Genomic DNA, 25,030 nt, shown 5'->3' on the forward strand with positions numbered 1-25,030 from the left:
CAACCTCGCTCAACCGGCAGAACAACCGCGCTCAACCGGCAGAACAACCCCGCCCAACCGGCAGAACAACCTCTCTCAACCGGCAGAACAACCCCGCCCAACCGGCAGAACAACTCGATCCTCGAACTCCCGGCGGGGGGTCACCGGCCGACCGGGACCAGCTCGATCGTGAGGTCGAAATGGTTGATCGCGTGCGGCATCTCGGTGACCCCCGACCGCACGCGCGGCGACAGGACGTTGTCGCGGAAACGGTACTGACGCAGCAATTCTGCGATCACCAGAGAACTGAACAGCATCACGACGTTGCGGCCCGGGCACTCCCCCGGGCCGTCGCTGAACGGCACGACACCGGCGAGGTCCTGCGCTCGACCGTCGAGCCAGGCGTCGGGAGTGAACTCCTGCGCGAAATCCATCGCCTCGTCGTCGCGCTGGAAGAACTCGCCGATGACGATCGTGGTGGCACCGGCCGGCACGACACCGCCGGCCCACCGCACGTCCCGTTTCGCCTCGCGCAGGATCGCCAGCGTGGTCGGCCACAGCCGCAGCGATTCCAGAACCGTCGCACGCACGACGGGGAGCCGGGGTGATCCGCCGGACTCGCCGGCGCGAGCGTCCTCCCGCGCCCGTTCGCTTGCGCCCGGATGGGCGGCGAGCAGGGCGAGCGAACGGTGCACGGCGACCGCCACGGCGTCGAAGGCGAAGAGCCACTGGGGAATCTGACCTACGGGGTCGGCATCGGTCCGGTCGTCGACCGGCGCATCCCGGATGGCGCCGGCCAAAGAATCCTGTGGCGCTCGGGCGACGAGTTGTTCCAGACGACGCCGGAAGCGCGAGTAGGTCGACTTGCGGCGCGGGAACGCGTACGCCCAGTTGGCATCATGACGCAGCACCGTGAGCAGATCGGTGACCTCTTCGTCGTCACGCGCCGCGTCGCCGAAGACGAGTCGACGCACCATCCGCCAATGGGATACGACATACCGATCCCAGGTGAGTTGTCCGTCCGGACACGAGGCGACGAGGTCGTCGACCTCGGACCGGACGATCTCCGCGCACCGAGCATGGAGCGAGTGGACAGGCGAGCTGGTCTGCAGCGCAGACTCGTTCAGCTGTCGACGCACCCGACGACGCTCTCCGTCGGAGATCAGGACTCCGGTCGGCTGGAACCTTCCCACCGCCGCCACCTTCTCCCGGGTCGCCGAGGTGAACGGGTCGGGGGTCGCGGCGAGGATCGTCTGGACCGCGATCGGACGCAGGGCCACGACCATGGCTCGCGGGAACCGCAGGCGCAGCGCGTCGGCCTCGTATTTCTCGCGGATGTCATCGAGGATCCGGGCCGCACGTGCGTGGGTGTCCAACCGCCCGCCGAGGCGCACCAACGCTTTGCGCCTGGCGAGGACCCCTTCGGACACGATCGGCGTCAGCACCCCGCCGATGATGCGTGCGGTGTCCAGCACGCCGGCGGTGGCGAGGCGCGGCGCAGGCGCGGTTTCGCGATCGTCGGTCCCTGGCGATGACGGCAACGGCTCTCCCTTCGTCGAGTACCTTGCTCGCAGGGCACATCGATCCCTGCCTGCGGCAGCCACATGAGATGCTGCCGCGGGCAGCGGGTACCCGCGCACTAGCGCGGCAAAACGAAGACTTCCGGCTCCGCAGACCCGTCAGCTGGTCGAGAGCGAGGCATCGAGCCGGCGGTGGCCGTCCCGGACGAGAACACCGTCGCCATCGACTCGAGTGACGTCACCCCACGGAATCAGAAATGATGTGGTCCCGGCACCAGCGCTCCGGCCACGCCAGCTCCAGGTCCTCCTGAGACTCCTCGAGGTCGACCGTCACATCGATGTCGCGCACGCGGTCGATCGGGCTGCGATCGAGCTCGTCGACATGCGGTCCCCCGCCGAGCATGCGGTACAGCAGGGCACGACCACTGAGGAGCGCCGAGACGTGGGGCGGCCCGTCGTCGCGGATCTCGATCTCGACATCGTCGACGACGCCAATCGGTACCCCGTCCCGGTCACGGATCTTCCTGCCCAAGAGATGGATTCGAACATCGATCGTGGTGCGTCGGGACACCTTTCGACTCGCGTGCGAACGACCACCTGCCCCCACGGAGGCTGCAACAGGAAGAAGGCCACCCCGAAAGCCGCAAGGCACAGCCCCACCAAACCGGTCACGTTCTCCATGACCTTGAAGTTGTTGCGCCACCGGATGATCCACACGGCAAAGGCGGCTATTCGAATCGTGTGACAGCGCGGGACGACACCAGCACGCGGGTGGCCTCCGCCATGGCGGCTTCCACACCGGCGCGCATGGGTTCGTCTGCCGCGTCGTCGATGTCGAGATTGACGACGGTTCCGTACGCCGAGAGCGACTGCTCGATCATGTCATCGAGCGGAACCCGGACGTACTGGGTCGTGGCATCTCCGTCAGCCCAGAGCATCACCCCCTGGTGTGCGGAGGCGACCGCGCTGACCACATCGCCGGACGAATGCGAGAGCTCGGCGGTCGCGCCACCCACGGCCATCCGGTGGCCGAAACGCCGGGCGTGCATACATCCCGCGTCGATGGGTACCCGATCGCCGAACGCCGCACAGCATCGACACGACCACCATCGCGAGGACTGACGATGAGCACCGACGATCTTTCCGTGCAGTCGACGCACGGGGAGCCGGCCACCGTTCTGGAAGTGTCCGGTGTCCTCGACTCCGACACCTACCTGCATGTGCGGGACGCCATCGTGCAGGCGGCCTCCAGCACACCGGGATGCCTTGTCATCGACATCCGCGCACTGACAGTGCCGGCGCCCTCGGCGTGGAAAGTGCTGACCAGTGCCGCGTGGCTCATCCGCCGGTGGCCCGCGGTCCCGATGGCCGTCGTCGCCGATCCGGCCCGCCGGGCCGAGCTGGACAACGAGAAGATCACCCGATCCGTCCCCGCGTACGACTCGCTGGACACCGCCCTGAATCGTCTGGCGGAAAGCCAGGACGACAAGGTGACTCGACGGATCCACACCACGATCCGTCGCGACATCGGTTCGCCGATCGCCGCGGCACGGGCGGCCGTTGCGGATGCAGTCGGCAAGTGGGACCGCGATTTCGTCTCGCTGGCACTCGTGCTGACCACCGTCCTGGTGCGAAATGCCCTGGTGCACACGTCTGCCGACCCCGAGATCGCGATCGAGGTGCGCGGCTCCGACCAGCTGTTCGTCGCCGTCAGCGATGACAGCTCGGACGTCCCCGCGCGAGTCGAGGACGAGCACGGTCACACCCGGGCCGCGTCCGGACTCGCGGTGCTCACCACGTTGAGCCGCCAGTGGAGCTACACGCCCCGCGGAACCGGCAAGACCGTATGGGCCGTGATCGGACCGGAAGAGGTCGCGCGTTTCACCAATCCCGAGCGTGAGGTCTGACTCAGCCGGCGAGCAGCGCCACTATCGCCCGTGCGAGACCGCGGCGCGCCAGTTGCTGATCCTGGAAGCTGCCCAGTTGCTTCTCCGACACCAGACCGCGCATCGCACCCGGCAGGAATGCCGCGACCTCGCGAACCCGGTCGGGATCGACGTCGAGATCGGCGAAGGCCCGCTGACAGGAGTCGGTCCACGACGGCCCCCACGAGGCGAGCTCGGCAGCGGCCTTGGGGAACAGCCGCCGCAGTTCGTCGGGATCCCGCGGAAGAGCGGCCCGCAGCGTCTCGATGGCGCGCGACTCGGGGGCCGTCAGCCCCTCGTACATGAGGTCGATGATCGCCTCCACCCGTTCCGCCAGTGGCGCTTCGGGTTTCACACTGACCGGGAGGTCGCCGCGTTGTTCGGCGGTTCGATGGAGCACGGCCGCCCAGAGACCGTCGATGTCGTTGAACTGGTACTTGATCGCACCCCACGTGGCCCCGATGTCCTTGGCTATCCGGTTGCCGGACACCGACGACGGGTCGCCGGAGGCCAGCGAGCTGATCGCGGCGTCGAGCATCGCGTCGCGGGTGGCCTGCCCACGACGATTCGCACGCCGCGCACCGCGCACCGGCGTACCGGTCGGGGTGCGGGCGTCGACGGGTGCCATGATCGCCGATGGTAGCCGCTCGGGCGTTCAGCCCTGGCGTTCGGCGGCGACGAGTTCACGGACGGCCGGCGCCACCTCGTTCGCGAACCTGGCCAGATCGTCAGGATCATCGGTGGCCAGGACGTATGTGCTCATCCCGAGGGTGACCGTGAGATCCGTGAGCTGCTCGGCCCACTGCGCAGGGGTGCCGGCGAGTAGTCCGTCGCCGGCACCGAAAGTACCCGCGATGTTGTAGATCCGGGTGATCTCCGCGGGGTCACGACCGGCCGCACGGGCCAAATCGTCGATGACCATCGATTTCTCGGCGATCAGGTCCGGCGGGACGAACTGCAGGCTGGGCACCCAGGCGTCGGCGACTTCTCCGGTCAGTCTCAACATCCGGGGACCCAACGCGCCGAGCCAGATCGGGATGTCGTGAGCCGGAGCGGGTCCGGCGTGCAGACCGTGGACGGGATAGAACTCACCGCCGAGATCGACTGTGCCACCGGACCAGAAGGCCCGCATCACGGTGATCGCCTCGGCCAGCGCGTCGACCGCCTCGCCCGGCGACCGGCGGGGCCCGCCCGCGGCGACCACACCGTCCCAGAATGCCCCGGCACCCAGACCGAGTTCGACGCGGCCCCCGGTCAGGATGTCGAGGCTCGCCGCCGCCTTGGCCAGCATCACCGGCGGACGCAGTGGCAGGTTGGCGACGTTGGGCGACAACCTGATCGACGTCGTGCGCGCGCCGATGACGGACAACAGCGTCCAGGTGTCGAGGAAGCGTCGCTGGTAGGGATGGTCCTGCACGCTGACGAGGTCGAGACCCGCGTCCTCGGCGGTGCCGACAAGCCGCAACAGGTCGTCGGCGCGGTCGGCACGTGGACTCGGAAAGAACCCGAAGCGCAACGGTTGTCCGTAGTCGGTCATGACGTCTCCGTATCGGCGAACCGGGGAGTGACTCCGGGACGACTCAGCTCGCGGCGCCCTCCACCTCCGGAGGAGTCGAGACCGAGTACATGACCCGGTGGATCTCCGCGGTGAAGTCCTCGGCGGCCTCGATGTTGGAGGCATGGCCGGTGTCGAACACGACGAGCTGGTCGAGATATCCGCGGATCGAGAGCGTGTGCGCGATGCGCTGGGTCATCGCATGGGGAAGCAGCAGGTCGTGGCGGCCGCCGATGACCGTGGTGGGTACCGTGATCGCTTCGGCCCCCACCGGACCGAGGGCCAGTTCGACGAGCGCGACCGCAGCCTTCGCCCGTGCCGCAGGGCTGCAGGAGCGGGTCATCGCGAGCACGAACGCGGCATGATCGATGGTCGCCGCACGACCGTTGAGTATGCGGGTCCGGACGAGACTCCGCGCGACCCGGCCTCCGGGAAACGGGAACGGTATGGCCAGAGCGGCCTGGCCGAGCCAGAGCGGAGCCTTGAGCGGGTTGTTGAGCAAGGGCAGGACGCGGGTCTCGGCAGCTATCCCGCCCCACGTCGTGTTTGCGAGAACCAATGCCGCAGCACGCTCTTCGACCCTGTCTTGATGACGGTGAGCCCAGGCCTGCACGGTGATGCCACCCATGCTGTGGCCGACGAAGACAGCTTTCGACGAGTCCGGCACGGCCTGCTCGACCACCGTCTGCAGGTCATCGGCCAGGACATCGGCGTCGAATTTGCGCTTGCCCCAGGTGCTCTCGCCGTGGCCGCGCTGGTCGTAGGCGATGACGTGGTAGCGCTCGGCGAGGGCGTTGATCTGCGGGTTCCAGTATTCGATGCAGCACGACCACCCGTGGATCAGCACCAGCACCGGCGCATCCGCCGAACCGTAGTGGTGGACCCGGAGCCGGGCACCGTCGTCGGTGAGCGCCCACGAGGTGCGCTCGGGCTCGCGCGAGTTGAACAGCGCGTTCTCGTACTGTTGGCTACGCAGCCGGCGGCGAGCCTCGGCCGGTCGGACCAGACCGGTCAACAGCGCTCCGGCCGCGGCCAATCGTGCAACGCCCAACGCGCCACCTGCGTTCATCTCGGCCTCCCGACGTCATCACTGTAACTCGCGTCACAGTACCGGCTGATGATACAAACCGGCGCCCAGCGTTCCAACAGTTTCGTTTGAAGAATTGTTGGACACACGAGTAACCAAACCAGGCGGCACTCAAACCACCACGAGAACGCCGTCTCGGAGACTTTTCACAGAGCCCTCTTGCATTCTGGGCCGGCCGGTCCTACCGTGACCGCATGGCGAGAACGCCGCTGTCGATGACACCCACCGGGTGGTTTCAGGTCGCATGGTCGACGGAGATCGCCGTCGGCACCGTGCGCACGATGAAGTACTTCGGACGCGAGATGGTCGCGTGGCGATCGCGGTCGGGACATATCTCCGTCTTCGACGCCTACTGCGAACACCTCGGCGCCCACCTCGGTCACGGCGGCCACGTGGAGGGCGAGAACCTGGTGTGCCCCTTCCACGGGTGGGAGTGGAACCGCGAGGGCCGCAACGTCTGCATCCCGTACGAGAACCACCCCAACAAAGGCCGGCGCATCCGCAGCTACCCGGTCGTCGAACGCAATGAGGCGGTGTGGATCTGGCACGACGTCGACGGACGGCCACCGTACTTCGACGTTCCCGACATCTTCGCCGACTTCGACAGCGACAACGGCGGGGGGACCACCGCGGCCGACTACTATCCGCCGGTTCCCGCGGCGACACTGTTCCGGCCGGGGCTCGAGATCCACCCGCAGTACATCATGGAGAACGGCGTCGACTTCGCCCACTTCAAGTTCGTCCACAAGACACCGTTCATGCCGGACTTCACCCGGCACGACTTCTCCGGGCCGGTGTCCTACGTGGACTTCACCATCGCATTCGACGAAGGTGCAACCCTCGAAAGCGCCACCAGCGGTGTCGAATCCGTCAATGCCGGGCTCGGGTGCTCGGTCACCAAGAGCTGGGGCATGGTCGACAACCGCACGATGCCCGCCGTGACCCCCGTCGACGAGCACACCTCCGACGTGCGGTTCACCGTCTGGATCGGACGCAAGCCCGGCGAGGAGACCGGCGAGATCACCCGGTACGGAAAGACGATGGCCGACCTGGTGATCGAACAGTTCGCCGCCGACATCGACATCTGGGCACATCAGCGCTATTCCGATCCACCTGCCCTCTCGCGCAAGGAGTTCGACGGCTTCACCGCACTGCGGCAATGGGCCCGGCAGTTCTACCCCGACGGCGGCGCGTCGGCCGACGAGATCGTCCGCATCCGGCGCTCCGAACTCGATGCCCTACGCGCGGCAGCGCATACCGATTCCCGCGCGGCAGGGCAGCCCTGATCCCAGCCCGTCCCGAAAGGACCTCACGATGACCGCACCCGCACCGATCCGGGTCTTCCAGGTCGCCACCGGCAATCTGGGCACCGAGATGATCGATCGAATTCGCCATCATCCCGACCTGGAACTGGTTGGCCTGCACTGCTATACACCGGACAAGATCGGCCGGGACGCCGGTGAGATCGTCGGCATCGGGCCGGTCGGGGTGATCGCGACCGGGACGGTCGAGGAGATCATCGCGGCACGGCCCGACGTGCTCACGTTCCACGGCGTGTTCCCCGACGAGGATCTGTACGTTCAGATCCTCGAGGCCGGGATCAACATCGTGACCACCGCCGACTGGATCACCGGCTTCCACCGGGACACCAACCATCCGCACCACTCCGGACGAAAGGTCAGCGAGGTCATCGCCGAGGCCTGCGCGAAGGGCGGCGCGACCTTCTACGGGACCGGGATGAACCCCGGCCTGGCCCAGATCCTCGGGATCGTGCACACCGCCGACGTCGCCGAGATCGAGAACGTCACGGTCACCGAGTCGGTGGACGTCTCCTGCCATCACTCGGTCGACACGTGGAAGGCGGTCGGCTACGGCCTGCCCGTCGACGACCCGAGCATCCCGGACTCGTTGTACAAGTACACCGCCGTCTTCGCCGACTCCGTGTATCTCATGGCCGACGCCTTCGATCTCGAACTCGACGAGGTCACGTTCTCCTACGAATTGGGCGCCTGCACCAAGGACGTCGACCTCGGCTGGTATCAGCTCCCGGCCGGGTCACTGGGCGGCAGCTACATCAAGTACCAGGGCATGGTCGACGGTGTGCCTCGCGTCGAGTCCCACCTGGAATGGCAGATGACGCCGCACACCGACCCTTCGTGGAACATCCAGGCCTGCTACATCACCCAGGTCACCGGCGACCCCAACATCTACTCCAAGCACATGATCTTCCCGCGCAAGGGATTCGACCTGTCCAAGCCGGAGAACTTCGCGTCGATCGGCATGACCGTCACCGGCCTGCCCGCACTCAACTCGATCCGGTCGGTGGTCGCGGCCCCGCCCGGGATCGTGACCAGTGCCGACCTTCCGCTTCGGAGCTTCGCCGGCCGCTTCACGTTGTGAGTCGGTGCGGGATCGGTGTCGACCTCGGCGAACCCACCCTCGAGAATCCCTCCCTCGAGACTTCTTCGGGAATCCCCTTCAGCCGAGGTCGATACTGACGCCGGTGAGCTCCGCGCCGATGTCCCACAACCGCTCCGCGACCGCGCGATCCTTCGCCTTCGGCGACGGTTCGACCAGTACCGGCGGACCGGCGAGACCGAAACTTCCGGTGGGGCCGTAATACTGGCCTCCCGAGACCTTCGGGTCGGTCGCTGCACGCAGGATGGGCAACGCACCCTCGGGCGGGTCCATGATGAACCGATCGGTGAGCCACCGCAGCGACGGTGCGTGATAGGCCCACTGCAGGAACTTGTTCTGCTCGCGCATCACGCCGGTCCTCGTGCCACCGGGATGGGCGGCGAGTGAGATCGCTTGGAGCCCCGCTGTTCTCAGCCGACGGTCGAGTTCGAGTGCGAACAGCATCTGGGCGAGCTTGGCGCGTGAGTACGCACCGGCGCTGGTGAACGTGCGATCCATCGGAAGATCGGAGAAGTCGATGGTGCCGGCGCGGTGCGCGTGACTGCCGACGGTGACGATCCGCGCGGCGTCGGTCGCGAGGAGCCGGTCCATCAGCAACCCCGTGAGCGCGTAATGACCGAGGAAGTTGGTACCGAAGTCCATCTCGAAACCGTCGGGGGTCAGGTCGCGCTGCGCGCGCATGACGCCGGCGTTGTTCACCAGTACGTCGATGCGGGGGTGGCGTCGCCCGATCTCCTCGGCGGCTGCGCGGACGGAGTCGAGACTGGCGAGGTCGAGGTCGACGATCTCCAACTCGGCACCCGGGACCTCTGCGACGATGTCATCGCGCGCGACGGCCGAGGTCTCGGGGTTGCGGCAGGCCAGCACGACGGTGGCGCCGAGGGTGGCGAGCCCGCGCGCGGCTTCCCGGCCGATCCCTCCGTTGGCGCCGGTGACCACGGCCACCCGCCCGGTCTGTGGCGGCGCGTCGGTCAAGGTCCAACCCGTCTTCACGTGCTCCCCCTCTGCGTTCCGGCACAACAGACGCTGTTGTTCGTATCACATCTCATGTGACATATCCGGGCCGGGTGTCACACGCGACCGCACCCCGACTGCGTCCGGGAACGCGATCGGGGTGCGGATCGACTGGTGGTCAGCGCAACGGAATCCGGACGTCAGACGGTCACGGCCGCCGGTGCGGCGCTGCTGAACCGTCCGGCCGGCGCGAAGCGGGCGAGGACCTGATCATGCGGCTCCCCTGCCACCGCGGTGATGAAGCCCTCGACATCCTCGCGGGTCCGCAGACCGAGCAGCGGATTGGGGTCGGAGAGCAGGCCGAACAGCGCCTGAGCGATGGCCGGACTGACTGCGGCCGCCGGAAACGACAACTCCGCGTGCGTCGCGTAATCGGGATCGCCCAGGAAGAGCCGGGTGACCTCGACGGCGGCGTGGCCGCGACGCTCCCAGTGCTTCTCGAACTCTTCCGCCAGCCAGTCCGCGGTGAACTCACCGTCGTGCGCACGGGCGGCCTTCACCAGCTCGGCGACCTGGATGACCGTGTTCTGCGCTCCCTGGCCGGCGACCGGGTCGACGGCGATGGCGGTGTCGCCGATCGCGGCAACGGGATGTCCGCTCGTGGTGGTTGCCACGGCCTGACGCACGGTCGGGGTGACCGCACCCTTCAGCCACGACACCGGATCGGACTCGATGACGTCGAGCTGCTCGATGACGGGAGCGTCCTCGGGGAAGAACTCCTGGAAGATCCCGGCAATCGTCCGGCGGGCGGTCACGGCGTCGTGGACGTCGTCGAGGCGCGGGGCCCACGCACCCGACGGCTTGGCGAACACGATGAACGACCAGGTCGCGCCGACATCCTTGTGCAGGAACGGGCCGACGAACAGCTCACCGTTCTCGCTGTCGAGGTTGTACAGCGAGTGGCCGGCACCGGCGGCGCTGCGGTAGGAGAAGACATCCGAGCCGTGGTCGACGCCGGTGAGCGTGACCTGCAGCAGGCGACGCTGCGGTTCGCGGTAGTGGGTGCGCGACTCGTCGACCGGGAACAGCGTCGACAATCCGCCCTTGCCGGTGGCGACGAGCGTCAGGTCGGCCGCGGCGGCGATCTCGTCGAGCCGGTCGACGTCGACGGTGGTGACCTCGAAACGCCCGCCGCGGTCCAGGAAACGACCGAGGCGATCATCGGCGCGCAAACGGAGGTCGACGGCCTGGGCGACATACCCGTAGTCGGGGTCGAACTCCAGGACGGGGGCGCGGTCCGCACCGGAACCCCCGTACAGGCGAGCACTCATACCGGTGGTGTTGCTGACCTCGTAGAGGTCCTCGATGATCTCGGCGTCCCACTCGCGGGACTTGCCGAAGTAGACGCCCACGCCGGTCGGCGGGACCTTGTTGCGCAGGGTCTCACGGTCGCGGTCGCTGTAGATCGTGACGTCGAAGCCGGCGTCGAGAAGGCCGAGACCCGCGGAGGTCCCGGCCAGGCCCGCCCCGATGATCGCGGCGGATCGTCGTGTCGTCATGTATGTCTCCCTGATCGGTTGCATGTGGTGCACGTGATGACTGGGAGACAGGGTGCCGGGGGGATCGTCGTGGCTGAAGGTTTAGACGCAGCCCGAGCTAATGGGTCGCCGGGGCGGCGCTACCCGCGGTTCACGGCATGTCGCTCGTAGATGACCTGATCGCCGAACGTCCGCGTCTCGACGAGCTCGAGGTCGACCCTCTCGGTGACCGGCGGGAAGAACGCCGTACCGCCGCCGACGACGACCGGGTAGCGGAAGATGCGGAGTTCGTCGACGAGGCCCTGTTCGAAGGCCTGCGACGCAAGGTCGGCACCGCCGATCTCGACATCCCCGTCGGTCGAGCCGACGACCTCGGCGACCTCGTCCGCCAACGGACGTCGGGCGAGTCTGGCGTTGCCCTCGACGCGGTCGAGCGTGCGGCTGAACACCACCTTGGGAAGTGCCGTCCACAGGTCCGCGAAGGCGATGCTCGCCTCGTCGTGACGCATCGCCGGGTCGGTTTCCCAGACCCGCATCGTCTCGTACAACCGGCGTCCGAGGATCTCCGCGCCGAGTTCGCGTATCCGGTCGGTGTGGAATTCGAAGAGTTCGTCGTCCGGCACCGACCAGTTGAAGTCGCCGTCACGGTCGGCGACGAAACCGTCGAGCGAGAGGCCCATCGAGAAGAACAGCATGCAACTCCTCACACCGTGGTTTGCGGGGAATCCTCCGAGCGTACGGCCGTATTCCGAGGTCGTAGCGGCATATCGCGAACCTGCGAACCACCTGTGCGTCCGCCGACACCCGCCGCATGGGCGGCGTGGCCGGGCCGCCGGCAAGTACCATCGCCCTCTGTGCGCACGCCCGTTCCCGAAGTGACCCCGGTCGTCGCGACGCCCAGCGAGGACGCCGCGACCGGTAACACCTCGGGCTATCGCCTCGACCTCGACGGCCTGCGCGGCATCGCGATCGCGCTGGTCGCGGTCTTCCACGTCTGGTTCGGCCGGGTCTCCGGCGGCGTCGACGTCTTCCTGACGCTGTCCGGCTATTTCTTCGTCGCGTCGCTGCTCAAGCACGTCCTCGCGACTCAGACGGTCTCGGCGTCCTGGGGCGCCGCGATCAACCCGTGGCCGCGCTTCTGGCGCCTCGTCCGCCGGTTGCTGCCCGCGCTACTCCTGGTCCTGGCATTCGTCACGGCGATGATCGCGCTGGTCATGCCGACCACGCGGTGGGGGCCGCTGGGTGCCGAACTGCAGGCCAGCGCCCTGTACTACCAGAACTGGCATCTCGCCTTCGAGTCGCAGGACTATGCGGCCGCCGACTCCGCGAACAGCCCGATGCAGCACCTCTGGTCGATGTCGATGCAGGGTCAGTTCTTCCTGCTCACGCTGCTGTGCGCGCTCGCGCTCGGTGGTGTGCTCCGCGCGCTGTCCCGCCGGATCGCCTTCTTCCGCCGGCCTCAGGCCGTGCGCGGCGTCGTCGGGTCGGCGCTGCTGGGCGTCGCGCTGGTGTCCTTCGCGTGGGCCAACTACCGCCACGGCATCAACCAGCCGTTCACCTACTACGACACCGTCGCCCGCCTCTGGGAGCCGCTCGCCGGCGGTCTGCTCGCGGTGTGGATGCCGAAGCTGGCGCTGTCCGCCCGGATGCGAAACCTGCTGAGCATCATCGCTCTCGGTCTGATCATCACCTGCGGCTGGTGGATCGCCGGAGTCCAGGAGTACCCCGCGGCGTGGGCGCTCGTGCCCGTGGGCGCGACGCTCATCCTGATCTGGGCCGGCTCTCCGGCCGCCGCCCGCCCGGGCGCGGGGCAGGCCCCGGTGAGTCGCGGGCTCGCGCATCCGCAGCTGGTCTGGCTCGGTTCCATCGCCTATGCGCTCTACCTGTGGCACTGGCCGCTGCTGATCTTCTACATGGCGTGGCGCTATCAGGACGAGGTGTCCTGGCTCGAGGGCACCGGAATCCTGGGCGTCTCCGTGCTGATCGCCTGGCTGACCACCAAGTACGTCGAGGCACCGCTGCGTTCCGGGTCGTTCCGGCGCACGAAGTCCGACGAGTCATCGGCAGTAGACAAGGCGGCGACCGTCGAGAAGGCGAAGCCCGGAAAGACGACCAAGCCGGGATTCCAGAACTCGCGCGGCTACCGCGGAGCTCTCCTCGCGGTTTTGTTGATCATCAGCGTTGCCGCCGGCAGTGCCGCGGTGACCTGGCAGCGCGACGCCGCGAACGCGACCCTCGACACCGAGAACCTCGACCCTCGCCTCTACCCCGGCGGCCGCGCCTTCCTCGACGGTGCGCCGGTCCCGAAGGTGACCGCCCAGCCGAGTCCGGACGTGGTCGACATGGACTGGCCGATCACCTCCTACGACTCGATCATCAGCGGTTGGAAGGACCCGACGATCAAGGTCGGGTACTACGGCGACGTGACCGCCACCCGCACCATCGCCCTGGTGGGCGGTTCCCACGCCGAGCAGTGGATCACCGCGCTCAACGAGATCGGCAAACGGCACAACTTCCGCGTCACGACGTACCTCAAGGTGGGCTGTGCGCTCACCACCGAGCACGTCTTCACCTGGTTCGGCCAGAAGTACTACCAGTGCAACGACTGGTCCCGACGGGTGATGGACCGCCTCGCCGTGGACAAGCCGGACTACGTGTTCACCACCTCGACTCGTCCGCCCGAGGGATCCGCCAGGGGCGACAGCGTGCCCAAGGATTACAAGGAGATCTTCGCCCAGTTCCGCGACCGTGGTCAGAAGGTCATCGGCATCCGCGACAACCCGTGGTCGACCGGCCAGCTCAAGCCGCCGGAGTGCCTCGCCAGCGGTCGCAAGCCCGAGGTGTGCGGCGTCTCGCGCGCACAGGCCATGGCACCGACCGACCCGGCCGCCGCTCTGGCCGACGAGTTCCCGAACATGACGTTCCTGGACTACACCGACGCGATGTGCGACGACACCTACTGCCCGGCGGTCGTCGGGAACATCTTGATGTGGCACGACTTCCACCATCTGTCCGCGACCTTCGTGCGCAGCCTCATCCCGGCGATGGAAGCGGATCTGCAGAAGACGACCGGCTGGTGGTGAAGCGGCCTCAGGCGCTGGGACGGAAATGCACCGGACGCCGCTGCCGGTAGGTGACCCGATCTCCCGGAGCGCCTGCCCATTCCGGCTCGGCGCGGACGGTGAGCTCAGCCGCCGCGCCGTGCTCATCACCATCGGCAACCGGCAACACCGACAGCCCGACCTCGATGTGATCACCGCACGGCGTGACCGCGAGCACTCTCCCGTGACCGCGGTCGACGCCGTCGGGACTTCCCGTGCTGTCTCCGCTGCCGGTGCCGGTCACGATCTCCAGATCGCCCGGCCGCAGTAGCACCGTGCCCGGCCCACACGCCGATTGGCGCAACCGCAGCACGCCGGCACCACACTGCACTCGGCCGCCGCGAGCCTCGCCGGGGAGTTCCGACACCTCGCCGAACATCCGCGCGACCTCGATGTCGACCGGTTCGAGATAGATCCCTTCCGGGGGCCCCACCTGCCGTACCCGCCCGGCCATCAGCACGACGATGCGGTCGGCCATCGACATCGCCTCTTCACGGTCGTGTGTGACGAGGAGGCCACTGGTGCCGTCGGCCAGAATGGTGTCGCGGACATGACGACGCAGGCGCGTACGCAGCTGCGCATCGAGCGCGGAGAACGGCTCGTCGAGACCGATAACCGCCGGGCGGGGGGCGAGCGCCCGTGCCAATGCCACCCGCTGCCGCTGGCCGCCGGAGAGCTCGCTGGGACGGCGCGCACGCAACTCGCTGAGCCCGACGACGTCGAGCAATTCGGTTATCCGCGTTGCACGGCCAGGGGTCCGGCGCCACCACGGCCCCAGCCCGAACCCGATGTTCCCCGCCACGCTCAGGTTCCCGAAGAGTGCACCCTCCTGCGGCACGAGGCCGAAGCTGCGCTTCTCCGTGGGCACATCGACACGACGTGTCCCGTCCGTTCGGACCGCGGCGACCTCGGTTCCGCCGATCTCGATGCGCCCCGATCGAATGGGCTCCAGACCGGCGATCGTCCGCAGCAACGTCGTCTTGCCGCATCCCGACGGCCCGATCACCGCGGTGATCGAACCTGCCGGCACCTCGAGCGACACCCCGTCGAGGACCGTCGTGTCGCCGAAGACGACCGAGATGTCCTCCACTCGCACTGCGTCATTCACTGACGTGTCACTCACCGGCCACCGGCCTTTCCGAACAGCGCGGACAGTGCCGCGGTGGGTATCGAGGCGACGACGATGAGAACCAGACCCAGGACTGCCGCACGCCCGTAGTTCATGTCGTTGTTGAGACTCCACATGTCGGTCGCGAGGGTCCTGGTGCCGATCGGCGCCAGCATCAAGGTGGCGGGTAGTTCCTTGGCCACCGAGAGGAATGCCAGCGCCGCGCCGGCCAAGACGGCCGGCGCCAGCAGTGGCAACTGGACGCGGACTGCGGTGGCCACCGGTCCCGCTCGGAGGGTCCGCGACACCTCCGCCATCTGCGGCGGGATCGCATCGACCCCGGAGCGGACCGGCCCCAGGCACACAGGCAGGAAGAGGACCGCGTAGGTCGCGATGAGCATCGCCGCGGTCAGGTAGTAATCGGGCAGGAGCCGGGTACCCAGGAACACCATCGACAGGGCGACCGTCACGCCGGGCAGCGTGTATCCGAGGTAAGAGACCACCTCGACGGCGTCACCGGTCCGTGTGCGCGGCCGGGATACGAAGAACGCCAACGGCAGGGCCAGGAGCACGATCACCATCGCGGCCTGGACCGACAACTCCATCGTGGTGCCCGCATACGGCCCCACCCAGGCGATCAGGTCACCGAGATCGTCGAAGCCGAGTCGCTGGGATTCGCTGATCTCCGTGCACAACCCGACAACGGGCACACAGACGCCCACCATGACGACGGACGTGACGACACCCCAGGCCACCGGTCGGTCCTGGACCTGTCGCGCTCGCAGCGGCGTGGACCCGGTGTCGACATCGCGGCGCATGCGGCGTTCGGCCACTGCGAGCACCACGGCGATCAGGGCGAGCACGAGACCGTACAAGGCGGCGACCGATCGGTCCAGGGTTCCGTTGTAGGCGTTGTAGATCCCCACCGTGAACGGCTCGAAGCGCACGATGGCAGGACCGCCGAAATCACTGATCGCGTAGAGCGCGACCAGCAGCGCGCCGGCAATCACGACGGGACGGATGCGTGGGAGCGTGACACGCAGGAACGCTCCGACCGGTCCGCACCCGAGGGTGCGCGCGGCGTCCTCGTCCGCCCGTCCGGTCCCGGAGATCACCGCCATGACCGGCAGCATGACGAGGGGATAGCAGGCCAGGGTCAACACCAGCGCCGCGGCCCACAACCCTTCGAATCCGGGGAACAGTCGGACCCACACGAACCCCGACACGTAGGACGGGATCGCGAGTGGTGCAGCCAGCAGCGCGATGACCACCGCGCGTCCGCGGCGGACGCCGTGGGCCACGCACCACGCCAACCCCACACCCACCACGATCGACGCACACGTCACGATGACCGCGAGTTGCGCCGTGCGCCAGAGCAGTTGCCCCGTGCGGGGCCGGAACAGAAGCGCGACCGCCTCATCGATGCCGATCCCCACAACCCGAATCACGAGATAAACCGCAGGGGTGATCAGCAGCAACGCGATCACGACACTGACCGACCCCAACAGAATTCGTCCCGACCGCGTTCTCTGGCCGGGACGAATTCGAATGCGGGTCAACAGATCAGACAGCGCCGACCTCGTTCAGCAGTTTGTCGGTCCCCGCGACGTCGGCGAGCTCGTCGAGCGTGATCTGCGGCGGCGACAACTGGTCCAGGGTCGGCAGCCCCGGGACCGGAAGCGGCTCGTTGCCGATGACCGGATACTCGCCGACCTCACGCGCGAAGTACGTCTGGGTTTCGGGCGTCAGCAGCTGCCGGATGAACTCGAAAGCCTGCTCCTTGTCGGATGCCGTCTTCAACACACCGATCGCCGCGACATTCACCAGCGCGCCGGGGTCGCCGTCGGAGAAGAAGTGGAGTCGACCGGGCACGTTCTCGATCCCCTTCTCCTGCACTTCCTGAACCCAGTAGTAGTGATTGGTGAGGCCCGCGGCGAGCTGACCGCTGTTCACCGCCTCGACGATCGGGCCGTTGCCGTCGAAGGACTTGGGGTCGTTCGCCAGAAATGCGGTGAGCCAGTCCCGCGCACCCGCGTCACCGCGGGTCAGTCGCAGAGCCGTCACGAAGGACTTGAAGGAAGCATTGGTCGGCGCATAGCCGACCTTTCCGCGCATCTCCGGTGCGAGCAGGCCGTCGATGCCGGCAGGCAGCTGGGCTGCGGGCAGCTGGCGCGGGTCGTAGATCAGCACACGCGAACGTGCGGAGGTGGACACCCAGGTACCCGTCTCGGACCGATAGGCCTCCGGGATGTTCGCGGCGATGTCGGCGGGCAGCGGCTCGAGCAGACCGGCGTCGGCAAGAGCACCCAGCTCACCGGCATCCTGCGCGAAGAACAGGTCGGCCGGCGACCGGTCGCCTTCCTCGAGAATCTGGGCGGCCTTCTTGTCATACCCGGCTGTCACCGGGATCGTGCCCCCGATGCGCTCGACGAGCGGACCGACCAGCGACTCCGAACGACCCGAGTACAGGACCAGGGTCTCGTCGTCTCCCGATGTGTCGCCACCTCCACAGGCGGCGAGCAATCCGGCCGCAACGATCGCCGCTGCGCCGATCGCGATCACTCGTCGGGCCCATCTCTTGGCTTCCACCTGTTCCACCCTTCTGTGGAGGTCATGCGGTCGACTCTGTCGCCCGCCAGCATGCGCAGCCTAACCTATGAAGCGTCGTCGACCCCAGCCGCGGTGGTTCACCTCAGCCGATCGCCGTCAGCAGCGCACGCGGACCCGCGAACACCGTCTCGCGAATGTGATTGCGCACCAATGTCCATGACGGACAATCACATTCAGCGACAACACCATTGGCGTCCACCCCTTCTCCGCGGCACAGCGCGATGGCACGCCTCAGGTGGAAGTCCTGGGTGACGATGAGCAGCGCCCGCACACCGAACACCTCCCGCGCGCGGCGGCAGCTCGCCGCGGTGTCGAACCCCGACGGGTCGTCGAGAATCACCTGCGCCGGTACGCCCGCGGCTTCGAGGTAGTCCCGCATCACCGCGGGTTCATCACCCGCCTCGGGAGAACCATTGCCGGAATTGATGATTCGTATGGCACGGCCGTCGCGATACAGCTCCGACGCCGTGTCCAGCCGGCCGCGCACGTAGTCCCCGGGAGAACCGTCCTCGACGAGGGAACCGAGCACCAGGAGCGTGGAACCGGACGGCACCTGACCGGCGCCGAGAATCCGGTCCGCAGACACGGCGTACATCCACGTCGCCGCGACGGCGATCCACAGTTCGACGACCACCAGCAACACCGGCATGACGAGACGAGCTGCTGACCTCACCCGTACAACCTAGGTGCACGAACACATCTCACCCAAGATGACCATTCGACGCCGCGCCGGTGGTGACGGACCGATACTGGATTCATCTGCCGCGCTCAGCCCGATGCGTAAACCGACAACCGTGGAAAAGAGTGTGAATGCAGTACATGCCGGTGACCTCGTCGATATTCCTGCTGGCCGAGACGCGCGAGCAGCCCATGCACGTGGGCGGGTTGCAGTTGTTCGTACCGCGGGAGGGTCAGTCGTCGGCCGACCTCGCCGAGGAGGTCATCGCGGCCTTCTCCTCCTGTGGCGAGATCCATCCGCTGTTCCGCAAGCGGCCGGCGTCGCCGGTCACGATCCTCGGCAACCTCGCCTGGACCTACGACGACGAGATCGACTTCGACTACCACGTCCGCCGTGCGGTGCTGCCGCGCCCGGGCCGCGTCCGCGAGCTGCTGCGCTACGTGTCGCTGAACCACGGCACCCTGCTCGACCGGTTCCGGCCGATGTGGGAGATCCACGTCATCGAGGGCCTCGAGGACGGCCGGATCGCGATCTACAGCAAGATCCACCACTCCATCGTCGACGGGGTGTCAGCGCTTCGCCTGCTGCAGCGCATGCTCTCGCCGGACCCCGATGACCGATCCGGATCGGCACCCTGGGACCCGGCCCTCGCCGGGAAGAAGCGTCCGCGACCAGCGCCGACGCTGAGGTCGCGGATCTCCGGGATCGCCGACGCCGGCCTGCAGGTGGCCGGGCTCGTACCCGCGGCCGCGAAGGTGGCCATCGCCGGTGTACGCAAGCCGGACTTCGTGCCGCCGGTGCCCCGCGCCCCGCGAACCATCCTCGACGTGGCGATCGGCAGCGCCCGCCGCTTCGCCGCCCAGCAGTGGGAGATGGAGCGCCTACGGGCGGTCGCCGACGTCCTGGACATCACGCTCAACGACGTCATCGCCGCGATGTGCTCGGGTGCGCTGCGCTCGTACCTGATCGATCAGGATGCCCTGCCCGATTCCTCCCTGATCGCCGCCGTGCCCGTGTCGATGCACACCGACGGGGACAGCGACGGGAACGCCGTCACCGCGATCATGGTCGACCTGGCCACCGATCAACCCGATCCCGAACGCCGGCTCGATGCACTCGTCGCGTCGGCTCGCCAGGCGAAGAACGTCGTCCGTGGCCTGAAGCCCCTGCAGGCGCTCGCTCTCGGCGCGGCCAATTTCGCGCCGCTCGCATTCGCGACCGTTCCCGGCTTCGTCCAATACGTTCCGCCGCAGTTCAACATCATCATCAGCAACGTGCCCGGGCCGTCGGAGCAGCTCTATTGGAACGGCGCCCGACTCGACGGCGTCTACCCGGTCTCGATCGCGATGGAGGGCCTGGCGTTGAACATCACCGTGACCAGTTCGGCCGATCACGTCAACTTCGGTCTGATAGGCGCTCGTGCGCAGGTCCCGAGCCTGCAGCGGCTGCTCACCCACCTCGACACAGCCCTCGAGGAGCTGGAGAAGGTGGCCCGGGTCCGCTGACGCGGACCGACCGCGGGAGCCGAATGGGATCCTCGACACCCTGACTCGACAGTAAGTTACTCGCGAGTATCATTCGATGTGAGATAGACCAGCGAAAATTAGGTCAACCTTGGCAGCGCGCCGACGGCGCGACGAATTACGGTTACCTGTAGTACACCGCCCTGTGGGAGAGCCCTGCGCACTCTGTGCGCTTCCTCTGCGGCGGACGACCTAGACGAAAGGCCGGTACGCGCCCGTGACAGCCACGACGATTGCCATCGGCACCACAGCAGCGGTGATCAGCCTCTTCTGTTGGTACTTGTTCCTCGGCGGCGTGGTGCGGATGTTCCGCACCATCAAACTCGGCCAGAAGGTCGACAGTTCCCGATTCTGGCCGGTACTCCCGCGTCTGGGAACGATGATCAAGGAGTTCATCGCCCACACCCGCATGGTCAAGTTCCGGACGGTGGGCTGGGCGCACTGGCTGGTGATGATCGGCTTCATGGGGGGTGCCCTGCTGTGGTTCGAGGCCTACGGCCAGTCGATCAACCCGGAGTTCCACTGGCCCCTCTTCGGTGACACGTTCGCGTGGCACCTCTGGGACGAACTGCTGGGCATCGGCACGGTCGTCGGCATCATGGTGCTGATCGTCATCCGCCAGCTCAACCACCCGCGCGTCCCCGAGCGCATCTCGCGATTCTCCGGTTCCCGCTTCGGCGCGGCCTACTTCGTCGAGGCCGTCGTCCTGCTCGAGGGTCTGGGCATGATCCTGGTGAAGGCGTCGAAGATCGCGACGTACCACCACTCGAACGCGTACTCCGATTTCTTCACCATGCAGGTCGCCAAGATCCTGCCCGAGTCGCCGACCCTGGTGTCGATCTTCGCGGTCATCAAGCTGATGAGCGGCATGGTGTGGCTGGCCGTCGTCGGTCTGAACACCGACTGGGGCGTCGCCTGGCACCGCTTCTCGGCGTTCTTCAACATCTACTTCAAGCGTGAGGCCGACGGCGGCGTCGCCCTCGGTGCCGCCAAGCCGATGATGAGCCAGGGCAAGGTCCTCGACATGGAGACCGCCGACCCCGACGTCGACGCCTTCGGTGCGGGCAAGATCGAGGACTTCTCCTGGAAGGGCTGGCTCGACTTCTCCACCTGTACCGAATGTGGCCGCTGCCAGTCGCAGTGTCCGGCCTGGAACACCGGCAAGCCGCTGTCCCCGAAGCTGCTCATCATGTCGCTGCGCGACCACGGCAACGCCAAGGCCCCGTACCTGATGGCCGGTGGCCGCAAGGACATGGGCGGGGACGAGGTCGGCCTGGTCGACGCCGACGGCAACGTCCTCGAGGACAAGCTCAACGCGATCCCCGAGGCCGCTCGTGCCGAGGCATCCCGCAAGCTCGTCGGCGAGTCCAAGGGCAGGCTCGGCGGCGGCGAGGGCCTCGAGTCCGCGGACGGCGAGTTCGATCCCGAGGCGCTGGGTGCGGTCATCGACACCGAGACCCTGTGGAGCTGCACCACCTGTGGTGCCTGCGTCGAGCAGTGCCCGGTCGACATCGAGCACGTCGACCACATCCTCGACATGCGTCGCTACCAGGTCCTGATCGAGTCGGACTTCCCCACCGAGCTGGCCGGCATGTTCAAGAACCTCGAGAACAAGGGCAATCCGTGGGGCCAGAACGCCTCCGCGCGTACCGCCTGGATCGATGAGATGGACATCGAGATCCCGGTCTTCGGCAAGGACGTCGAGTCGTTCGAGGGCTTCGAATACCTGTTCTGGGTCGGCTGCGCCGGCGCCTACGAGGACCGCGCGAAGAAGACCACCAAGGCCGTCGCCGAGCTTCTCGACATGGCCGCGGTGAACTTCATGGTTCTCGGCGAGGGCGAGACCTGTACCGGTGACTCCGCACGACGCGCCGGCAACGAGTTCCTCTTCCAGATGCTCGCGCAGCAGAACATCGAGATGCTCGGCGAGGTCTTCTCGACGGCGCCCGAGCAGCGCAAGAAGGTCGTCGTCACCTGTGCGCACTGCTTCAACGCGCTGGGCAACGAGTACCCGCAGCTGGGCGCCAAGTACGAGGTCGTCCACCACACGCAGCTGCTGAACCGACTGGTCCGCGAGAAGCGGCTCGTGCCGGTCGCCCCGCTCGGCGAGGGCGTCACCTACCACGACCCCTGCTACCTCGGCCGCCACAACAAGGTCTACGACGCCCCGCGTGAGCTGATGGGTGCCGCCGGATCGACTCTCACCGAGATGCCGCGTCACGGCGAACGGTCCATGTGCTGTGGTGCCGGTGGTGCCCGCATGTGGATGGAAGAGCAGATCGGCAAGCGCATCAACCTCGACCGGGTCGACGAGGCGCTGGACACCCTCGGTGACACCACGGGTGACCAGGTCAAGAAGGTTGCCACCGGTTGCCCGTTCTGTCGCGTGATGCTGACCGACGGTGTGACCGCACGGACCAGCGGCACCGAGTCCGAGGGCAAGGTCGAGGTCGTCGACGTCGCGCAGCTGCTGCTCGACTCGGTCAAGCGCGGCTCGACCGAGGTCAAGCTCGGCGGCCGCTTCCTCGGACCTCGTCCGAGCGCTCCGGAGCCCGAGCCGGAACCGGAGCCCGAGAAGGTTCCTGCGGCCGCCGCCGCAGCTGCGACGGCCACCACCGAGGCGGCTCCGAAGCCGAAGGTCGGCCTGGGCATGAAGGGCGGCAAGAAGCCCGGCGCCGCAGCCAAGACCGCAGCACCGGCAGAGGCTCCCGCGGAGGCACCGGCCGAGAAGAAGCCCGCGTCCAAGGGCTTCGGCATGAAGGGCGGCAAGAAGCCGGGAGCGGCGGCTGCAGCGCCCGCTGCGGCTTCGGCACCGGCAGAGGCTCCCGCCGAGGCACCGGCCGAGAAGAAGCCCGCGTCCAAGGGCTTCGGCATGAAGGGCGGCGCGAAGCGTCCGGGTGCGGCGAGCAAGCCTGCCGCAACGGCCGCTCCTGCTCCCGCCGAGGCCGAGTCGTCGGAGGCCGTCAAGGCCGAGGCACCCGCGGCTGAGAAGCCGGCCAAGGCCAAGGGCTTCGGTATGGCTGCCGGCAAGCGTCCCGGTCAGAAGACGGCCACCCCGAACGCGGCAGCTGCCGACGCCGGAGTGACCGCCCCTGCCGAGAGCAAGGTCGCCGAGGCCGAGTCGGCACCCGATGCGGCTCCGACCGTCGACACCGAGTCGGCCACGGCAACCGCGGCAACGGGCACCGCTGCCGCGACCGAGGAGAAGCCGGCCAAGGCGAAGGGCTTCGGTATGGCCGCGGGCAAGAAGCGCCCGGGCGGGATCGGCAAGGCCGCCCCCAAGCCGGCCGCGGAAGCACCGGCAGCCGAGGCACCGGCTCCGGCGGCTCCGGAAGCCGAGGCTCCTGCCGAGGAGACCGAGGCAACCCCGGCAGCCGAGGCACCGGCAGCGGAAGCCCCGGCCGAGACGAACGGGGCCGAGGTCCCGGCTCCGTCGAGCAACGGCTCGGGCGATGCCCGCACCATCGCCGAGACCGGGGCGTCGAAGGCCAAGGGCTTCGGCATCGCCGCCGGCAAGAAGCGGCCCGGCCACCAGTAGTCACCAGCAGTACCGCGAAACGGGCTCCGACCACCACGGTCGGAGCCCGTTTTTCGTAGGCCGGCCACTGCCGCGCAGCACTGGCGGAAACCGACTTGCACGCGGCTGCGACAATTGAACTCGTGAGTAGGCCCCATGTGTCGCATCTGAACCAGAACCTCAAGCCGCTCGAGCAGTCGCTCAAGCTGCAGAACGTGTGCTACGAGATCCGCGGACCCGTACACGAGCACGCGCAGCGGCTCGAGGCAGAGGGCCATCGCATCCTCAAGCTGAACATCGGGAACCCGGCGATCTTCGGGTTCGAGGCACCCGACGTGATCATGCGCGACATGATCCACGCACTGCCGTACTCGCAGGGCTACTCCGAATCGGCAGGCGTGCTGTCCGCGAGACGCGCCGTCGTGACACGGTACGAGCTCATCCCCGACTTCCCCTACTTCGACGTCGACGACGTCATCCTGGGCAACGGTGTCTCCGAGCTCATCACGATGACGATGCAGGCGCTGCTCAACGACGGCGACGAGGTGCTCATCCCGGCCCCCGACTACCCGCTGTGGACGGCGATGACCTCGCTGTCCGGCGGCCGTCCGGTGCACTACCGCTGCGACGAGGAAAACGGCTGGAACCCCGACATCACCGACATCGCGTCGAAGATCACCGACCGCACCAAGGCGATCGTCATCATCAACCCCAACAACCCGACGGGCGCGGTCTACTCACGCGAAGTCCTGCAGCAGCTCGTCGAACTGGCGCGTGAACACTCGTTGCTGATCCTCGCCGACGAGATCTACGACAAGATCCTCTACGACGACGCCGAGCACATCAACGTCGCCTCGCTGGCGCCGGATCTGTTGTGCCTCACCTTCAACGGCCTGTCCAAGGCGTACCGCGTGTGCGGTTACCGCGCCGGCTGGGTCGTCTTCACCGGCCCCAAGGACCATGCCACGGGCTTCCTCGAGGGCATGGGCATCCTCGCGTCGACCCGCCTGTGTGCGAACGTGCCCGGCCAGCACGCGATCCAGGTGGCGCTGGGTGGGTACCAGTCCATCGATGCGCTCGTCTCCCCGGGCGGTCGCCTCTACGAACAGCGCAACGTCACCTGGGAGAAGCTCAACGAGATCCCCGGTGTCAGCTGCGTGAAGCCCAAGGGGGCCCTGTACGCCTTCCCGCGCCTCGACCCCGAGGTACACGAGATCCACAACGACGAGCTGTTCGTCCAGGACCTGCTACTGCAGGAGAAGATCCTCGTCGTGCAGGGCACCGGGTTCAACCTCGAGGACCACAACCACTTCCGCATCGTCACGCTGCCGTGGTCGCGGGACCTCAAGGAGGCCGTCGAACGGATCGGCAACTTCCTGTCGTCGTACCGCCAGTAGGTTGCGGAGCGCCGTCTCGAAGGGCCCGGTCTTCTGACCGGGCCTCTTTGTCTCCTCCAGGGTCTGGACATTTGTGTAACCGTTGGTAACGTGTACCTCCAATCGGGGTCTACAACGAG

The 25,030-nt window shown here is 67.5% G+C and carries 20 protein-coding genes and 1 pseudogene; 7 read left to right on the plus strand and 14 right to left on the minus strand.

Annotated elements, in window-relative coordinates; all coding sequences use genetic code 11:
• Positions 1-140: 140 nt before the first annotated feature.
• The 4 genes and pseudogenes from IHQ52_RS00985 to IHQ52_RS01000 form a co-directional block, all read right to left on the minus strand.
• Complete coding sequence (locus IHQ52_RS00985) at positions 141-1,520, minus strand: cytochrome P450 (protein WP_096274714.1); 1,380 nt, start codon at positions 1,518-1,520, stop codon at positions 141-143.
• A 217-nt stretch (positions 1,521-1,737) separates the two neighbouring features.
• The gene (locus IHQ52_RS00990; protein ID WP_232513029.1) at positions 1,738-2,031 is read right to left on the minus strand and encodes a hypothetical protein; all 294 of its coding nucleotides are present in this window, start codon (positions 2,029-2,031) and stop codon (positions 1,738-1,740) included.
• A pseudogene (locus tag IHQ52_RS00995) lies at positions 2,019-2,216 on the minus strand (hypothetical protein); the annotation flags it as partial. The gene IHQ52_RS00990 and the pseudogene IHQ52_RS00995, both read right to left, overlap by 13 nt.
• Positions 2,217-2,227: 11 nt before the next feature.
• Positions 2,228-2,548, minus strand: a complete 321-nt coding sequence (locus tag IHQ52_RS01000) for a hypothetical protein (RefSeq protein ID WP_096274716.1) — start codon at positions 2,546-2,548, stop codon at positions 2,228-2,230.
• 75 nt (positions 2,549-2,623) lie between these two features.
• Here IHQ52_RS01000 and IHQ52_RS01005 point away from each other — a divergent pair, with 75 nt between their 5' ends.
• Complete coding sequence (locus IHQ52_RS01005; RefSeq protein WP_096274717.1) at positions 2,624-3,406, plus strand: sulfate transporter; 783 nt, start codon at positions 2,624-2,626, stop codon at positions 3,404-3,406.
• A 1-nt stretch (position 3,407) separates the two neighbouring features.
• On the opposite strand, the gene IHQ52_RS01010 is transcribed toward IHQ52_RS01005, so the two are convergent.
• The 3 genes from IHQ52_RS01010 to IHQ52_RS01020 are packed head-to-tail and all read right to left on the minus strand — an operon-like array spanning position 3,408 to position 6,048.
• Positions 3,408-4,052 carry a TetR/AcrR family transcriptional regulator gene (locus tag IHQ52_RS01010; RefSeq protein ID WP_096274718.1) on the minus strand — a complete coding sequence of 215 codons (645 nt, stop codon included), beginning with the start codon at positions 4,050-4,052 and terminating at the stop codon, positions 3,408-3,410.
• A 27-nt stretch (positions 4,053-4,079) separates the two neighbouring features.
• On the minus strand, positions 4,080-4,961 hold the full coding sequence (locus IHQ52_RS01015) for an LLM class flavin-dependent oxidoreductase (protein ID WP_096274719.1): 882 nt from the start codon (positions 4,959-4,961) through the stop codon (positions 4,080-4,082).
• Positions 4,962-5,004: 43 nt separating this feature from the next.
• The gene (locus IHQ52_RS01020) at positions 5,005-6,048 is read right to left on the minus strand and encodes an alpha/beta fold hydrolase (protein ID WP_096274720.1); all 1,044 of its coding nucleotides are present in this window, start codon (positions 6,046-6,048) and stop codon (positions 5,005-5,007) included.
• Positions 6,049-6,260: 212 nt separating this feature from the next.
• On the opposite strand from IHQ52_RS01020, the gene IHQ52_RS01025 reads away from it, so the two are divergent.
• Together IHQ52_RS01025 and IHQ52_RS01030 are read left to right on the plus strand one after the other, a co-directional pair.
• Positions 6,261-7,352 carry a Rieske 2Fe-2S domain-containing protein gene (locus IHQ52_RS01025; protein ID WP_096274721.1) on the plus strand — a complete coding sequence of 364 codons (1,092 nt, stop codon included), beginning with the start codon at positions 6,261-6,263 and terminating at the stop codon, positions 7,350-7,352.
• Positions 7,353-7,380: 28 nt separating this feature from the next.
• On the plus strand, positions 7,381-8,466 hold the full coding sequence (locus IHQ52_RS01030; protein ID WP_096274722.1) for an NAD(P)H-dependent amine dehydrogenase family protein: 1,086 nt from the start codon (positions 7,381-7,383) through the stop codon (positions 8,464-8,466).
• Positions 8,467-8,544: 78 nt separating this feature from the next.
• Here IHQ52_RS01030 and IHQ52_RS01035 read toward each other — a convergent pair whose 3' ends face one another.
• From IHQ52_RS01035 to IHQ52_RS01045, 3 genes are all read right to left on the minus strand, one after another.
• On the minus strand, positions 8,545-9,477 hold the full coding sequence (locus tag IHQ52_RS01035; protein ID WP_096274723.1) for an oxidoreductase: 933 nt from the start codon (positions 9,475-9,477) through the stop codon (positions 8,545-8,547).
• Positions 9,478-9,638: 161 nt separating this feature from the next.
• Positions 9,639-10,997, minus strand: coding sequence for a styrene monooxygenase/indole monooxygenase family protein (locus IHQ52_RS01040; RefSeq protein WP_096274724.1), 1,359 nt, complete (start codon positions 10,995-10,997; stop codon positions 9,639-9,641).
• 119 nt (positions 10,998-11,116) lie between these two features.
• Positions 11,117-11,671 carry a dihydrofolate reductase family protein gene (locus IHQ52_RS01045; RefSeq protein ID WP_096274725.1) on the minus strand — a complete coding sequence of 185 codons (555 nt, stop codon included), beginning with the start codon at positions 11,669-11,671 and terminating at the stop codon, positions 11,117-11,119.
• Positions 11,672-11,830: 159 nt separating this feature from the next.
• On the opposite strand from IHQ52_RS01045, the gene IHQ52_RS01050 reads away from it, so the two are divergent.
• Positions 11,831-14,059: an acyltransferase family protein gene (locus IHQ52_RS01050; protein WP_096274726.1), complete on the plus strand. Its 2,229-nt coding sequence runs from the start codon at positions 11,831-11,833 to the stop codon at positions 14,057-14,059.
• A gap of 7 nt (positions 14,060-14,066) precedes the next feature.
• Here the strand turns inward: IHQ52_RS01050 and IHQ52_RS01055 are convergent, their stop codons facing one another.
• The 4 genes from IHQ52_RS01055 to IHQ52_RS01070 form a co-directional block, all read right to left on the minus strand.
• Positions 14,067-15,185 carry an ABC transporter ATP-binding protein gene (locus IHQ52_RS01055; RefSeq protein WP_096274727.1) on the minus strand — a complete coding sequence of 373 codons (1,119 nt, stop codon included), beginning with the start codon at positions 15,183-15,185 and terminating at the stop codon, positions 14,067-14,069.
• Positions 15,186-15,196: 11 nt separating this feature from the next.
• A complete protein-coding gene (locus IHQ52_RS01060) occupies positions 15,197-16,690 on the minus strand; it encodes an ABC transporter permease (RefSeq protein WP_096274728.1) in 1,494 nt (497 codons plus the stop codon).
• A gap of 58 nt (positions 16,691-16,748) precedes the next feature.
• Positions 16,749-17,774: an extracellular solute-binding protein gene (locus IHQ52_RS01065; protein WP_096275025.1), complete on the minus strand. Its 1,026-nt coding sequence runs from the start codon at positions 17,772-17,774 to the stop codon at positions 16,749-16,751.
• Positions 17,775-17,877: 103 nt separating this feature from the next.
• A complete protein-coding gene (locus tag IHQ52_RS01070) occupies positions 17,878-18,444 on the minus strand; it encodes a SanA/YdcF family protein (RefSeq protein ID WP_096274729.1) in 567 nt (188 codons plus the stop codon).
• 161 nt (positions 18,445-18,605) lie between these two features.
• Here IHQ52_RS01070 and IHQ52_RS01075 point away from each other — a divergent pair, with 161 nt between their 5' ends.
• The 3 genes from IHQ52_RS01075 to IHQ52_RS01085 all read left to right on the plus strand — a co-directional run bounded on the left by IHQ52_RS01075 (position 18,606) and on the right by IHQ52_RS01085 (position 24,911).
• Positions 18,606-19,979: a WS/DGAT/MGAT family O-acyltransferase gene (locus IHQ52_RS01075; RefSeq protein WP_096274730.1), complete on the plus strand. Its 1,374-nt coding sequence runs from the start codon at positions 18,606-18,608 to the stop codon at positions 19,977-19,979.
• Positions 19,980-20,214: 235 nt separating this feature from the next.
• Complete coding sequence (locus IHQ52_RS01080; protein ID WP_096274731.1) at positions 20,215-23,535, plus strand: (Fe-S)-binding protein; 3,321 nt, start codon at positions 20,215-20,217, stop codon at positions 23,533-23,535.
• Positions 23,536-23,657: 122 nt separating this feature from the next.
• Positions 23,658-24,911, plus strand: coding sequence for a pyridoxal phosphate-dependent aminotransferase (locus tag IHQ52_RS01085; protein WP_096274732.1), 1,254 nt, complete (start codon positions 23,658-23,660; stop codon positions 24,909-24,911).
• The last annotated feature ends 119 nt before the right edge of the window (positions 24,912-25,030 follow it).

This window comes from Gordonia amicalis (assembly GCF_022059885.1).
Lineage (GTDB): Bacteria > Actinomycetota > Actinomycetes > Mycobacteriales > Mycobacteriaceae > Gordonia > Gordonia amicalis.

Bases quoted from the DNA above. Each gene is read 5' to 3' on its own strand.
- IHQ52_RS01000 (WP_096274716.1), bottom strand. From the start codon at position 2,548: ATGCACGCCCGGCGTTTCGGCCACCGGATGGCCGTGGGTGGCGCGACC.
- IHQ52_RS01005 (WP_096274717.1), top strand. From the start codon at position 2,624: ATGAGCACCGACGATCTTTCCGTGCAGTCGACGCACGGGGAGCCGGCC.
- IHQ52_RS01010 (WP_096274718.1), bottom strand. From the start codon at position 4,052: ATGGCACCCGTCGACGCCCGCACCCCGACCGGTACGCCGGTGCGCGGT.
- IHQ52_RS01015 (WP_096274719.1), bottom strand. From the start codon at position 4,961: ATGACCGACTACGGACAACCGTTGCGCTTCGGGTTCTTTCCGAGTCCA.
- IHQ52_RS01020 (WP_096274720.1), bottom strand. From the start codon at position 6,048: ATGAACGCAGGTGGCGCGTTGGGCGTTGCACGATTGGCCGCGGCCGGA.
- IHQ52_RS01025 (WP_096274721.1), top strand. From the start codon at position 6,261: ATGGCGAGAACGCCGCTGTCGATGACACCCACCGGGTGGTTTCAGGTC.
- IHQ52_RS01030 (WP_096274722.1), top strand. From the start codon at position 7,381: ATGACCGCACCCGCACCGATCCGGGTCTTCCAGGTCGCCACCGGCAAT.
- IHQ52_RS01040 (WP_096274724.1), bottom strand. From the start codon at position 10,997: ATGACGACACGACGATCCGCCGCGATCATCGGGGCGGGCCTGGCCGGG.
- IHQ52_RS01045 (WP_096274725.1), bottom strand. From the start codon at position 11,671: ATGCTGTTCTTCTCGATGGGCCTCTCGCTCGACGGTTTCGTCGCCGAC.
- IHQ52_RS01070 (WP_096274729.1), bottom strand. From the start codon at position 18,444: ATGCCGGTGTTGCTGGTGGTCGTCGAACTGTGGATCGCCGTCGCGGCG.
- IHQ52_RS01075 (WP_096274730.1), top strand. From the start codon at position 18,606: ATGCAGTACATGCCGGTGACCTCGTCGATATTCCTGCTGGCCGAGACG.